Genomic DNA, 13,421 nt, shown 5'->3' on the forward strand with positions numbered 1-13,421 from the left:
ATTTACAAATGAAAAAACTATCAAAAATTTACAGAAAAGTTGAAAATTTTTTCTTCAATTCTTCAAATAATTCTGAATTTCTGTCATTCTTCAGAATTGCTGCAGGAGTCGTTATTTTATTGCATTTCATATCAATATTCAGTGATTTTGACCAATTCTTTTCTAGTAAAAGTATAGTGCCTCCAGATATCATGGCAACTTTTCATCAAGACTGGCAATTAACATTCCCTATAATAGTGAAACAGATAGAAAACATAGGTATCTCAGAAGCAACAACTATTATAGTTACTAAAACAGCATATATCTTATTGTGCGTATGTATTATCATAGGTTTCTTTTCGAGAATCAGCGCTTTTATACTACTTTTTATTCAAATTTTATTAATGAAAGGAAGTACCTTTTTTATTTATGGTGCCGACTTTTTCACCAGTATGTCCTTATTTTATTTAATTTTATTTCCTTCTGATTCTTATTTTTCCATTCGTAACTTTTTCAAATCAGATCAAAAGAAAGAACATAATTATATGCCCATAAAGCGTCTTTTTCAAATACACATTAGCATCGCATATTTTTTCTCAGGTTTTGATAAACTAATGGGATTTAATTGGTGGAATGGTGAATCTATCTGGAAAGCTATTCATTTACCTTATGCTAATAGAGATTTTAATTTTGATTTTTCATGGATGGCCGACCATTCTTTTATTCTCATTCTTGTAGGTTGGTCAACTATAATTATAGAAATGTGTTATCCTCTATTTGTATGGATTCCAAAAACAAGAAAAGCATGGATATTCTTAACTATCTCTATGCATATCGGAATCGCTGTAGTACTAAATCTTTACTACTTTTCAGCTATTATGATTGTATGGAATCTAACTAACTTTTACTTTGAAAGCCCTTCCATAGTTACCAGTAAAAGCTCAATCTTTAATTTTTTGCAACGCAAAAAGAAGAATGTTTTGACATTAATTGAATCTTGACATCAATTAAAGTAAGAAACAAAAACATTAAGTAACATTTTCCTATCACACCACTGTGTAAGCGTATGCTTTATATTATGTTTCTGTTCGTTGAGTTTTACCTTCAGATTCCTCCTAATTCTAACTCATGATACAGTACTTGTTATTGACTAGCGATTCTTATTGAACAACTTTTTAAAAATCTTCATCCTATAAGTATATATTGCATAAAATAAAAAAAGCTCCTAACATAGTTAGAAGCTTTTGTACTCCCACCCGAACAAATCTCGAAACATTTTGTAGAGGATTTAGAGTGTTTATGTGAACTAGTCAATACATACTAAAGCCCCTCTTAGGGAGTGGTTTTAGTATGTATTTTAATTATTTCAATATGTTTCCGTGTGACTCAATACAAATATTGAAATTTTTAGTCTTAAGCATATCAATATATACTAATAGTCCAATACTATTTTTATAAATTGTTCATCACTATTTGGCACCATGGGGCTTTGTGACCTTCACTGTACAGCCCGTAGTCATAAATAAAATGCTGGAAACAGATTGATAAAACAAGCTGTAATCTGGCTAATAATTCTATAAAAATTCCTATTTAAAACTTTGAGCAAATTTTTTGATGGTAAAGAATTTGGTTCTAATTAAATCTTACCCAAGAACAATTAGCCATTGACATCGATTCTGATGCTTCTCTGAAATGTCAAAGTTTACAATAGAAGCATTCTATAAATTTTAACCTTCATTCAAAGCTTAATATAATTGCAAAATATTTATTATTGAAACAGCAGTTTATAGCAGACAGATTATAATTCTATGAATTATTAACAACATTTAGTCTCATGTGGATATTCTTATTTTTCACAAGAGCTTCAACCCTTTCAATAAGCATTAAATTGAGACGATCAGCACTTCCTCGAGCGTGACCTATATACTGCATAAATTCTCGTAAATCAATAACGTTAAGATATATTTTGTTTTCAGCCATAGCCTTAAATATCTTATATTCTATTGTTTTCCAATCACCGAATGGTAATAATTCAGAAACCAAAACAATACAGTGTGGAAAAGGAGTTTTGTCGAAAATAATTTCCTCTAAATGACTATCATATATTGTTGTATTGGCCGTGACCTTTTTTGAAGCCCCAACAATCTGATCTATTCCGGTGGAGATTTGCTTTTGTAGACCCTTAACTTTTTTCTCCATTGGTTTGTTAAGTGCGCTGTCAATAACCCCCACCGCCTTACTTTCAATTAGAAAAAGACCATTATCAGAAATCGCAAGAACATCTGTTAATTCACGGTAACCATTAGTTCGTGCAATTTGAGGATTCAAGTATAGCTTTTGCTTAAAAAGATCATCAAGAATGATCGTCACTTCCTTTTCGAGAATGCTACCTTCATCCTTATCATCAACCATTATATGGCTTGTTTCGTTAAATCCAATGACTGTATTTTTCATAATAATCCAGTCCTGTAGTTTTCCATCAATTGCAATGGTTTCTATTTCGTAGACATTCTTGTGTTTACTTTCCATTTTAATACTGTGGTCAAAACAATCCAGTGAACGAGAAATTCTTTCATCAAATTTACCGCAGTACAGGCTTTCGGGATTGCCTTGTAGATTTAGTACCCGAAACTGGTCGGCAATGCTGAATGAGAGCTTTGCAGTCGCAACGCAAATACCAAGTTCATTGTGAAAATGAATGTGGGTAAAGCTACGGTTCATGATTGCAGCAAGAGAGGTATGCTCGTCAGGGAAAAGTTCTGTCCCTATAACTGCTGCGAAATTTATTGGATCATCGTAAATTCGTAACCCTGAATGAAATATTGCAGGTTGGTGAGAGCCATCCTTGCCAAAAAGGAATTCAACCTTACAGCCTTTCATTATTGATTTTATAATAGGAGAAGTAATCTTAATCATTACCTTCGCTCCAAAATCGTCATTGATAAACCATATTGAAGCAGGTTCGTGTAATAGTTCTTTGCATATCCTTTCCTCAGTTGTCATAATTACTGGCTTATTTTTTATCCAATCACGATTGTATATTTTAAATATGTCTCGTTTTATATAGTCATAAATTTAATATCATAAGTCATTAGGTTAATTCGGTATTATATTCCAGTTATACCATTAACAAAAGTATCCACAAAATCTAAAATTTTATTTAATATTCGGTCGCCCACTTCTTTAGATTTTAGAACACTAGGTCTTCCTTCTATACGAAGGTCTAAAATTTCTTTTCTTAAGGGTTCTCTTTCTGTAAAAAGATAATTTTCTATCAATTTTTCAGTTTTTTCATCAGAAAGGTTTTCTGTTTTTACCAAATCTTGAAGTGCTTTTTCTTGTTCTTCATTCCAGAATTTTTCAAATACCTCGGGAATTATATCGGTATCGTCAATGTAAGGTAGACTTTCTTGAATAAATTTTTCAATTAGTTCTCTTTTACTTCTTAATGACACTTCGGTATTTAATAAGTTTGAAATCTCTTTTTCAATACTTTCCTTATCTTTTGAACTGTGTTTTAATTTAAACTTAATCAATAATTGAATAATGTAGGTAACGTTGATTGTATCACGTCTAATCAACTCCAATTCAAAATCAATATCATTTAAGATAGATGTTTTTTCTATTGTCGTGCTATTGCTAAGTTTATCCTTCAAATCCAAATACTTACTTGTGTAATCAGCAAATAACTGTTCCTCAATTTGCAAATCATCCCAAGTAAACTCGGAGTAATGGCTCATTTTTTTGTGTAAGCGTATAAGTGCTCTGAATATCAAAATAAACTCTAACTTATCTTCTTCAGTATATAGATTATCTACAGAACTACTCTGGGGAACAATTTCTAGTAATTTTTCGATTTCTTCATTGAATTTTTCGGTATAGACTTCATAAGGTTCAACGATAATTTCATCAATTGCCTCTTTATTACTAAATAGTGCAATTGCTTCATCTGTTTTATCTTTCAGATTTCGAAAACATACAATATTACCCTGTGTCTTGTTTTTGTCTAAAGTGCGATTAGTACGGCTAAAAGCCTGAATAAGTCCATGGTATTGAAGGTTTTTATCAACATACAATGTATTCAGATTTTTACTGTCATAACCCGTTAAAAACATATTAGCGATTAATAAAATATCTGTTTCATGTTTAGGATGTTTAGATTTTCTGGCAACAGCATTATAATAATTGTAAAAGCCTTCACTATCCTTAATATTTTCTGCCATTCCAAAAAGTTCGTTGAAATCTTGCACATACGTTTCCAACAATTCTCTACGGTGCGGTTTGAAGACATATTCTATTTGTGGCTCGGCAGCCAAATTCAGTTGACTAGCCAATTGATCCTCTATCTCTTCCTCGTTTTGAGCATAACTGAAAATAGTGGCTATTTTTAAATTATGTTCACCATTCAGTTTTTTACGTTTAAAAATTTCATAGTACTCAATGATGGCATCAATATCTTGAACGCACATCATCGCACAGAATTTTTTGGATTGCGTTTTCTGATCGTGGTGTTGAATGATGTAATCTACAATTGCTTCTTTACGTTCAGGAGCTTCAAAAACCTCAGCTTCATTAATTTTTTCAACTTTCAAGTCAATGATATTATCTTTTCTCTTGAAAGTTTGAATATATTCAATCGAGAATCTCAAAACATTTTCATCTCTAATAGCATCTGTAATTACATATTTATGGAGGCATTTACCGAATAAACTGGCTGTGGTTTTTTCTCCATTTGCATTCTCTGCCAAAATAGGTGTCCCTGTAAAACCAAACAATTGAATATTATGAAAATACCCCACGATGTTTTGATGTGTTTCTCCAAATTGTGAACGGTGACATTCATCAAAAATAAATACCATTCTTTCGTTTTGAAGGGCTTTCATTTTACCTAAATTACGGCCAGAAATTGCATTATTCAGCTTCTGAATAGTTGTAACAATAATTTTTACATTCGAATCATTGAATTTTCTAATAAGGTCATCTGTATTTGTTGCTGAACTTACTGATCCTTTACTGAAGCTATCGTATTCCTTATTGGTTTGATAATCTAAATCCTTTCTATCTACTACAAAAACTACTTTTTTGATAGCTGCAATTTTTGATAGAATCTGGCTGGCTTTGAAACTTGTTAAAGTTTTTCCACTTCCTGTGGTATGCCAGATATATCCGTTTTTCTCTACATTATAGCCATTTAATATTTCGTTTTCAGTTACTTTTTTTATAATACTTTCCACAGCATAATATTGATAGGGACGAAGCACCATTAACCGCTTATCTGTTTCATTAAAAACAATATATTTACATATCATTTTACTGATATGACACGGTTCTAAGAAAGTATCTGTAAAACCATTCAGAATGTTATTAAGAGGATTATTGTTCTCGTCTGTCCAATGGAAGGTTTGCAAATATTCCTGTTTATGTGTACCGAAGTTGCTGAAATACTTGGTATTTACGCCATTACTAATAATAAACAATTGTACAAAATGAAACAACCCTTTTCCTGCTCCAAAACTATGCTTCTGATAGCGGTTGATTTGATTGAAAGCTTCTTTCATTTCTAACCCCCTACGCTTTAGTTCTATCTGGACTAATGGTAGTCCATTAATTAGCAAGGTAACATCATAACGATTTTCGTATTTCCCTTCCTGTGTAATCTGATTAGTAACCTGATACTCATTTTGACACCAATGTTCCACATTCAAAAATTCAAAATATAGATTGTCTCCATTATCTCTTAAGATATGATGCTTCGTTTCACGTAATATTTTGGCTTTTTCAAAAACAGAACCTTTATTCAGTATATTTAATACTTTTTCAAATTCACTATCGCTAAATTGTATATTATTGTGTTTTTCTAATTGCGTTTTCAGATTTGCAAGTAAAGCTTTTTCATCAGTAATGGTAATGTATTTATAACCCAATTTTTGTAATTGGACTATTAGTTGTTGTTCTAAGATTTGTTCTGACTGCTTGCTCAAAATGATTATGAATTAGGAGTTATTGTGTTGGCTTTAAATATGCACAAATTTAACAAAATAAAGGGTTTTCTTTCACTTCTCCTAATTCATAATCTAAAGTTTATCTCAAAGCTTTAAACATTTGCTCAATCGCCTTCTTCTTCTGTTCCATATTGGGATGGACATAGAGATTTAAGGTTGTGCTGATATTGGAATGTCCTAAAAGGACACTAACAGTTTTGTAATCGCAATTACTTTCAATACATCTGGTAGCAAAACTATGTCTAAGTCCATGAAACTTTAGATCTGGCATTTTCAACTCTTTCATTAGGTTTTTATAATATTTCTCTCGTTCTGTTGGAAATTGAATGTCAAATGGATTATAATTCAACCATTTGTGCTTAGCTCCATATTTGAGAATCATTTTCAGAACAATTAGAATATCCTTTATTGTTTTTTGGCTCAAACCTGATTCCAATTTCTGGAATACAAAAGCCTGCACTTCTCTTTCCTCAATCGAATATTTATTACCAAATATGGGTAGTAGATGATTTTCAATTAAAAGTGTATAAGCAGAAAAACTTGATTTCTTCACATACTGTTTTTTGTTTGTTTTCCATAGGTCAATTACCTCTGAAATTTGTTTTTGATCATTCATTATTATTTAATTTTTGTGAACTCCAAAGGAAAGAAATAAAGAATTGAAGATTTTATTATCACTAAGGTTCCTAATTTGAGATTTCCTGAGTTTTCAGGTGAGTGGGAAATAAATAAGTTAGGAGAAGTTGTGAATTTTAAAGTAACTAATTCCTTTTCGAGGGATAATTTGAATTATGAAAATGGTACTGTAAAAAACATCCATTATGGTCGTATCCAAACCCAAAACAAAATAATTGAAGAATTAGAAACCTTAATTAAAGGACTAAGTGAAAAGATATTTTCTCAGAAAATTAGATTCAAGGAATTTACTGATAAATGGGAAGTGAAGAAGCTAGATGAAATAGCAACATTTTATTCAGGTGGAACACCCCTTACATCTAGAAAAGAGTATTTTGATGGAAATATTCCGTTTATTCGTTCTGGTGAAATAAATTGTAGCAAAACTGAACAATTCATTAGTGAATTAGGCTTAAAAAGTTCTTCTGCAAAAATGGTTGAAATAGGCGACATTTTATATGCTTTGTATGGTGCAACAAGTGGTGAAATAGGGATTAGTAAGATTAAAGGAGCAATAAACCAAGCGGTTCTTTGTATAAAATCAGAACAAAATCATTATTTCATATACTCTTATTTATCACATAAAAAAGAACATATTACAGGGAAATATTTACAAGGCGGTCAAGGGAATCTATCTGCTGAAATTGTTAAGCAGATCAAAATATATATTCCCACCCTCGAAGAACAAATTACCATAGCTCAATTGCTTTCTTCAGTTGATACAAAGATAAAAACGGAAAAAAATATGTTAGGGAAATATCAATGTCAAAAACAATATCTTTTGCGGAAATTATTTATATAAATATGTTTTGTAACAAGTGTGCTTTCTGAATCTCATATTTTTGCAATAGCACTTTTTCAATATTTAATTTATGATCAAGAGATGATAATAACTTTTCTATTTTATGTTGCAACTCTAGAGAAGGACAATAAATAAAAGATTCTCCATAATCTTTGAAATAGATGTGGGGAATTCCAGAACCAACTTTGTATTTTTCAAAGTTGAAAAATTTCAAACAGAAGAAGATATACCTTAGATTAATCTCTGACTTTGCAGTTAAATAATTTAGAGTGCCTATAACCGAAAATTTATCTGTTCCATACTGAACCTTTCCAACTCCAGACCCATCTTTGATTATTAAGACCGCATCTTCTTTAATTTGATAATTTTTTGTAAACGAAATAATACCTGTTGCTCCATATATAGGATAAGTTCCTTTTTCACTTAATACATCTGATTCAGTTAATGATGATGAATAACAAGAAACACAATCTTTTAATTTTATATTTGAGTCTTGTGACAGAATTAGTTTCTGACAAAGTCCTTTAATTAAGGATTTTATTTCCTGTGTGAATACGCTTAGTAAGAAACTGTTCTCACGCCAATTGAAGTACAGGGGTGATAAGGGGAATGATTTTCAGGACTGGCAGATTAAGAAACTAAAAGATGTATGTGAAATAATTGGAGGAGGTACGCCAGAAACTAATAAAGCTGAGTATTGGAATGGGAGCATACAGTGGTTCACCCCAACTGAAATAAAATCAAATTTTGTTTCTAAAAGTGAAAGAACTATTTCTGAATTAGGATTAAAAAATTCCTCTGCAAAACTTCTACCGAAAGGAACTATATTACTAACGACAAGAGCTACAATAGGAGAAGCATCAATTACGCTTGAAGAATGCACTACCAATCAAGGATTTCAATCTTTAATTGTAAATGAAAACTGCAACAACATATTTCTTTTTAATTGGTTGAAAGCTAATAAATATGAATTGGAAAAACGAGCAAACGGATCTACGTTCACTGAAATCAGTAAGTCGGAAATCGAAAAAATTGAAATCAATGTTCCAAGTATCAAAGAACAAGCTAAAATCGCTAATTGCCTTTTATCAATTGACACAAAAATTGACATTGAAGTTGATCTCTTACGAAAATTAGAAGTACAGAAAAAATACTTGTTAGCCGATTTGTTTATATAAATAAGTCAGCCAACAAGTACTGTTTTTGCTTAACCAGTAATATGTAGATTTTAGATTCTATTTTGATTTTCGCCTCAATACTTGATAATATATTCACAATTTGATTTTGGTTGTGACAATCTGGCAATGTTATTTCCATTGACTCAATTTCAGAAATATAATGTCGTTTGTGTTCATTAGATGATAAATCCAGAAAGGATAAATACTCAAATATAAATTCCAAATTTACATTTGGTTTAGCTGTCAACATTTTAATCGCAGAAGATTTTACTTTAAATGGGAAATTTACAAACTTCATATCCATTGTAAAATCATCAAAAATAATGCATTTCCCTTTATTGTAAATTCCAAAAAGTTCATCGGTATATCCTAATACAAAAGCTTTATTTGCAGTTAAAACTGGAGTTAAGGAAGGATCAGAAGAATAATCTGTATTTGTAACTACATATTTGTTTGGCTGTTCGTAGTTTAAAATTTCCTTAATTTGAACCAATTCATTTTTTTTATTTAGTATTTGTGTAAAGAGTCGATAGCGAATCGTATTCTTTAATAACTTCAGTTCCTCAATTATTTTGTTTTGGGTTTGGATACGTTTGTCTACCAGAGAAAGAAATGATGCTATTTTTTGTTGTTCAGAAATATTCGGGAAATATAATTGTATAGAACTTAGTGTTTCCTGCCCCACGTTAAATCTTGTACTTCCTCCAGAAACTCAGGAAATCTCAAATTAGGAACGTTACCTACTTTTAATTTTTTATTCGCCATCTTGACAATTCAATTTTCGTTAGTAAAAACATTAAGGATATAAAAAATTTAAAAAACAAGTCCTAATTCCTTGAAATATACATCAATTTCCTTGTCCAACTCAGCACGCTTGGCTTCCAAAGATTTGATTTCCTGCATTACTGAATGTATATCGATTTCTTCTTCTGGTTCAAAAGTATCTACATAACGAGGAATATTTAAATTATAATCGTTTTCAGCAACTTCTTTTAAAGAAGCTAAATGACTGTATTTTTCAATCACCGTTCTATTACGATAGGTTTCTACAATCTTAGTGATGTGATTGTCTCTCAACATATTTTGGTTCTTTACCTTTTCAAACTCTTTGCTGGCATCAATAAATAAAATATGGTCTGGATCTTCCTTACATTTTTTAAACACTAAAATACATGTCGGAATACTGGTTCCATAGAAAATGTTGGCAGGCAAACCAATTACTGCATCTAAGTAATTCTTTTGTTCAATAAGGTATTTACGAATATGTAATTCTGCTGCGCCACGGAACAATACGCCGTGTGGCAATACAATCGCCATGGTACCGTTTTCCGCTAAATGATAAATCATATGTTGCACAAAAGCGAAATCTGCTTTACTAGCTGGAGCCAACTTTCCATATTGACTGAAACGGTCATCATTCAAAAATAGAGGATTAGCACTCCAATTGGCTGAAAAAGGAGGGTTTGCTACTATAGCCTCAAAAGGCATATCATTCAGATGCTGCGGGTGTTCTAAAGTATCTTCTTGCTTAATATTGAATTTCAGATAATGTACTCCGTGAAGGATCATATTCATTCGAGCAAGATTGTATGTGGTACGGTTCATCTCTTGTCCGTAAAAATTATTGACATCTTTTACCTCACGTGCAACACGCAATAATAACGATCCCGAGCCACAGGTTGGATCATATACCGATTTTAATCTATTCTTCCCTGTCGTAACAATTTTTGCAAGAATTTTGGAAACTTCTTGAGGTGTATAGAACTCTCCTGCCTTTTTACCGGCTCCACTTGCAAACTGACCAATAAGATACTCATAAGCGTCACCTAATACATCTAGTTCAGAATTCTCCAACTTAAAATCTATTTCATCAAGATGTACTAGAACTTTCACTATTATTGCATTTCTTGCTTCTGCAGTTCGTCCTAAATTATTACTATTTAAGTCCATATCTGAAAAAAGATCTTCAAAATCTTCCTCACTTTGAGTTCCCATTGTACTCAACTGAATATTGGTCAGGATTTTTTGTAAATCTTCTAGAATGAAATTATTACTACCGCTGTTTCCTCTTTTTGCAATTTCACTAAAAAGTTCAGATGGTTTTAAAAAGTAGCCCAAATTTTCTAGAGCTTCGTCTCTAATAGCTTCAATATATTCTTGACCTATTTTTGTGTTTTCTTCAATATTCCTGAACTGAATGTTATCTTGTTCTAAAATTAAGTCAGCAAAAATTTCCATTTTTTCAGCCAAATATTTATAGAATATGAAACCTAGTATATAATCCCGGAACTCATCCGCATTCATCTTTCCTCGTAAAGTATTCGCTATATTCCAAAGCTGTTGCTCCAATATTTTTTTCTGTTCTTCTGACATTTGAAATAATCGTTATTAGATTAGGGATTAATTATCCTTAAGAGGGCACTAATATAATAAACTTTTGTACCGTATGGGTTATGTTTGTAACGAAAAACCAAATAGAATGTAATATAATTCTTTCTCGTTTGAATTTCTATACTGTCAACTTAATACAGTTGCAACTTGAGGTGTATATTAATCATGATATAATTATATTTTTCTTTCTATACAATCATCCAAATAGTGTTAAGCTTTTTGCGGGTAATTTATATAGCTCATCTTTTCATATTTATTTTAATTTTTATTGATTATCAATTTGTTAGTTGTTCATAAAACACACATAACTAATCTCTGAAAAGTTACCAATAACATTAACTAATCCTTTTGTAATTGAATTATGTAAATAATGTTTTTGTTTTTTAACATAAAGTACGTAAAAAATGCCGTCAATGTTAAACTATACTAAACATACAAAAACATTTAAAAAAAATTTGATATTTGGCATTATGTAGATAAGTTTGTAAGTATTAGAAACAATTTTTATAAAATTTTAAAAACAAACAAAATGAAAAAATTCATGTTTAGTGCAGTAGCACTTGTAGCGTTTTCGTTTGCTGGTATGGCAAATAATTCGGTAGAGAAAACAACAAAAGAAGAAAAAGAAGTTGAAGCTGTTAAAGCAACAGATTGTTATCAGTGGGCTTCAGATGCTTCGATGGATGAATTAATGGCTTATGATCATGGTAGTCCAAGCATGGGGGAATTGATGGATATATATGATTTTTATTTAGGCTTTTGTAAAGATTTAGGTGGTAACGTTGGTGATATGGTGGTGGTGTCAAACTAATTCAAAATTATAGGAATTACTCTTTTGTTAGTTCAGGGGGGTAATTTCTTTTTAAATTTTATAATATGAATAAGGTGTTTTTTCAAATTCTTTTTTTTGTTTCATTTATTTGTTTTTCTCAAAACGAGAATAATGAGTATCCTACGTTTAAGTATAAAAAAATTCTCTTTGATAATTATGGGAATAATAAAACTAGCTATCTAAAACAAGTTATAAGTTCAATTCCTGAAACTGAATATGAACTAATAATAGGAGATTCTGTTAGTCGGTTTAGTATATTAGAAAAAAATTATACAGATGGTTTTAATAAAGGAGCTATCAAATGGGGAGGTGGTGAAACATTTTATTATAAAAAAGAGGAAAATAATTATTACGTTTTCAAGAAAGTTGAATCCTTTGACGGAAAGTTTCTTGTTAAAGACAGTATAAATGACACTAAGTGGGATGTAACAAATGAAATAAAAAAAATTCAAAATTTCACATGTTACAAAGCTATTGCAAAAAAGAATGTATATGTAGTTGGTTTAGATAAATCAGGTGATAAGCCTGCTTTAAAAAAAGAGGTAAAAACTATAGAAATGATTGCGTGGTTTTGTCCTGAGTTTCCTTATAGTTTTGGTCCAGATATTTTTTATGGATTGCCAGGAATTGTTTTCGAAGGATATCAAATTGACGGGAAGGTATCTTTTGTTTTAGATTCAATAATTTTTAAAAAAAATAATGATGATAAAATTACTATTCCCGAGCTAAAGATTACTAATGAAGCAGATTTTATTGATAAATCACTTAAAAAAATGAATTCAAAAAATTTTTAGAAGACCTTAAATTGAAAATTGAAAACTTTTTAAAATATTTATTTTCATTATTAAATCTATTTGCAATAACAATTCATTGTCAGAATAATGACATGGTAGTTACTTATGGCGTTGTTATTGATTCTGCCTTTTACAACAAAGGTCAAAATCAGCCAAATAATCCACTAGCAGGTCATTATTCTAATGTAAATAAGCTTGAATATGATTTAAAGATTAAAAATAACGCATCAACTTTTGAACTCGCTGATAGAATTAAAAATAGCTTAGAAGCTAATAAATTAAAAGTTGCAGCCGCACTCTCTTCAAGAGGAGTTTACTATTATAACAAACCAAGTAATGAACTACTACTTCAAAAAGATTTTATGGGTAGTTTATTTCTAATTACTTTGAATAATGAAACTAAATGGAATTACACTAATGAAACAAAGAAAATACAAAATTTTCTCTGCTATAAAGCTACAAAAATTATAAAATTTAAAAGTGGAGAAAAAACAATAGAAAAAGAAATAACAGCATGGTATTGTCCTGAAATAGCTAATAGTTTTGGCCCAAAAAATTATAACGGCACACCTGGTTTGATTTTAGAATTAAGAGACGCTTATGTAGTTTTTTGTGTAAAGACAATTTCAAAAGTAAATATTCCAAAAATTGAAAAGCCAACAAAAGGAATTGTTCTAAAAGAAGAAGAATATAATAAAATGATTCAAGAAAAAACAGATGAGTTTTTTAGTGAAGCGAAAAAATATACTAACCAAAATTAAACATGTA

Annotated in this window: 12 protein-coding genes and 1 pseudogene; 6 read left to right on the plus strand and 7 right to left on the minus strand. The window is 30.5% G+C overall.

Annotation, left to right across the window (positions count from 1 at the left end; all coding sequences use genetic code 11):
* The first annotated feature begins 8 nt into the window (after positions 1-8).
* Positions 9-980 (plus strand): HTTM domain-containing protein, encoded by a 972-nt coding sequence (locus tag ACULEV_RS14045; RefSeq protein WP_445455676.1) that lies wholly within the window; start codon positions 9-11, stop codon positions 978-980.
* Between the two features lie 805 nt (positions 981-1,785).
* On the opposite strand, the gene ACULEV_RS14050 is transcribed toward ACULEV_RS14045, so the two are convergent.
* The 3 genes from ACULEV_RS14050 to ACULEV_RS14060 all read right to left on the minus strand — a co-directional run bounded on the left by ACULEV_RS14050 (position 1,786) and on the right by ACULEV_RS14060 (position 6,597).
* Positions 1,786-2,982 carry a nuclease-related domain-containing protein gene (locus ACULEV_RS14050; RefSeq protein ID WP_445455677.1) on the minus strand — a complete coding sequence of 399 codons (1,197 nt, stop codon included), beginning with the start codon at positions 2,980-2,982 and terminating at the stop codon, positions 1,786-1,788.
* Positions 2,983-3,086: 104 nt separating this feature from the next.
* Positions 3,087-5,960, minus strand: coding sequence for a type I restriction endonuclease subunit R (locus tag ACULEV_RS14055; RefSeq protein WP_445455678.1), 2,874 nt, complete (start codon positions 5,958-5,960; stop codon positions 3,087-3,089).
* A 100-nt stretch (positions 5,961-6,060) separates the two neighbouring features.
* Positions 6,061-6,597, minus strand: coding sequence for a tyrosine-type recombinase/integrase (locus tag ACULEV_RS14060; protein WP_445455679.1), 537 nt, complete (start codon positions 6,595-6,597; stop codon positions 6,061-6,063).
* A gap of 75 nt (positions 6,598-6,672) precedes the next feature.
* Between ACULEV_RS14060 and ACULEV_RS14065 the strand changes: the two genes are divergently transcribed.
* On the plus strand, positions 6,673-7,458 hold the full coding sequence (locus ACULEV_RS14065) for a restriction endonuclease subunit S (RefSeq protein WP_445455680.1): 786 nt from the start codon (positions 6,673-6,675) through the stop codon (positions 7,456-7,458).
* Here the strand turns inward: ACULEV_RS14065 and ACULEV_RS14070 are convergent.
* On the minus strand, positions 7,451-8,053 hold the full coding sequence (locus ACULEV_RS14070; protein ID WP_445458551.1) for a restriction endonuclease subunit S: 603 nt from the start codon (positions 8,051-8,053) through the stop codon (positions 7,451-7,453). The two genes, ACULEV_RS14065 and ACULEV_RS14070, sit on opposite strands and share 8 nt — an antisense overlap.
* On the opposite strand from ACULEV_RS14070, the gene ACULEV_RS14075 reads away from it, so the two are divergent.
* Positions 8,043-8,636 (plus strand): restriction endonuclease subunit S, encoded by a 594-nt coding sequence (locus tag ACULEV_RS14075; RefSeq protein ID WP_445455681.1) that lies wholly within the window; start codon positions 8,043-8,045, stop codon positions 8,634-8,636. The two genes, ACULEV_RS14070 and ACULEV_RS14075, sit on opposite strands and share 11 nt — an antisense overlap.
* Here ACULEV_RS14075 and ACULEV_RS14080 read toward each other — a convergent pair.
* The 3 genes and pseudogenes from ACULEV_RS14080 to ACULEV_RS14090 all read right to left on the minus strand — a co-directional run bounded on the left by ACULEV_RS14080 (position 8,629) and on the right by ACULEV_RS14090 (position 11,009).
* Positions 8,629-9,129, minus strand: a complete 501-nt coding sequence (locus ACULEV_RS14080; RefSeq protein WP_445455682.1) for a restriction endonuclease subunit S — start codon at positions 9,127-9,129, stop codon at positions 8,629-8,631. The two genes, ACULEV_RS14075 and ACULEV_RS14080, sit on opposite strands and share 8 nt — an antisense overlap.
* Positions 9,130-9,201: 72 nt before the next feature.
* A pseudogene (locus ACULEV_RS14085) lies at positions 9,202-9,333 on the minus strand (restriction endonuclease subunit S); the annotation flags it as partial.
* A gap of 116 nt (positions 9,334-9,449) precedes the next feature.
* On the minus strand, positions 9,450-11,009 hold the full coding sequence (locus ACULEV_RS14090; RefSeq protein ID WP_117172585.1) for a type I restriction-modification system subunit M: 1,560 nt from the start codon (positions 11,007-11,009) through the stop codon (positions 9,450-9,452).
* A 547-nt stretch (positions 11,010-11,556) separates the two neighbouring features.
* Here ACULEV_RS14090 and ACULEV_RS14095 point away from each other — a divergent pair.
* The 3 genes from ACULEV_RS14095 to ACULEV_RS14105 all read left to right on the plus strand — a co-directional run bounded on the left by ACULEV_RS14095 (position 11,557) and on the right by ACULEV_RS14105 (position 13,414).
* The gene (locus ACULEV_RS14095) at positions 11,557-11,838 is read left to right on the plus strand and encodes a hypothetical protein (protein WP_445455683.1); all 282 of its coding nucleotides are present in this window, start codon (positions 11,557-11,559) and stop codon (positions 11,836-11,838) included.
* A gap of 65 nt (positions 11,839-11,903) precedes the next feature.
* Positions 11,904-12,653, plus strand: a complete 750-nt coding sequence (locus ACULEV_RS14100) for a GLPGLI family protein (RefSeq protein ID WP_445455684.1) — start codon at positions 11,904-11,906, stop codon at positions 12,651-12,653.
* 11 nt (positions 12,654-12,664) lie between these two features.
* Entirely contained in the window at positions 12,665-13,414 is a 750-nt protein-coding gene (locus ACULEV_RS14105; protein WP_445455685.1) for a GLPGLI family protein, read from the plus strand.
* Positions 13,415-13,421: the final 7 nt, after the last annotated feature.

Source organism: Flavobacterium sp. HNIBRBA15423, from assembly GCF_052655965.1.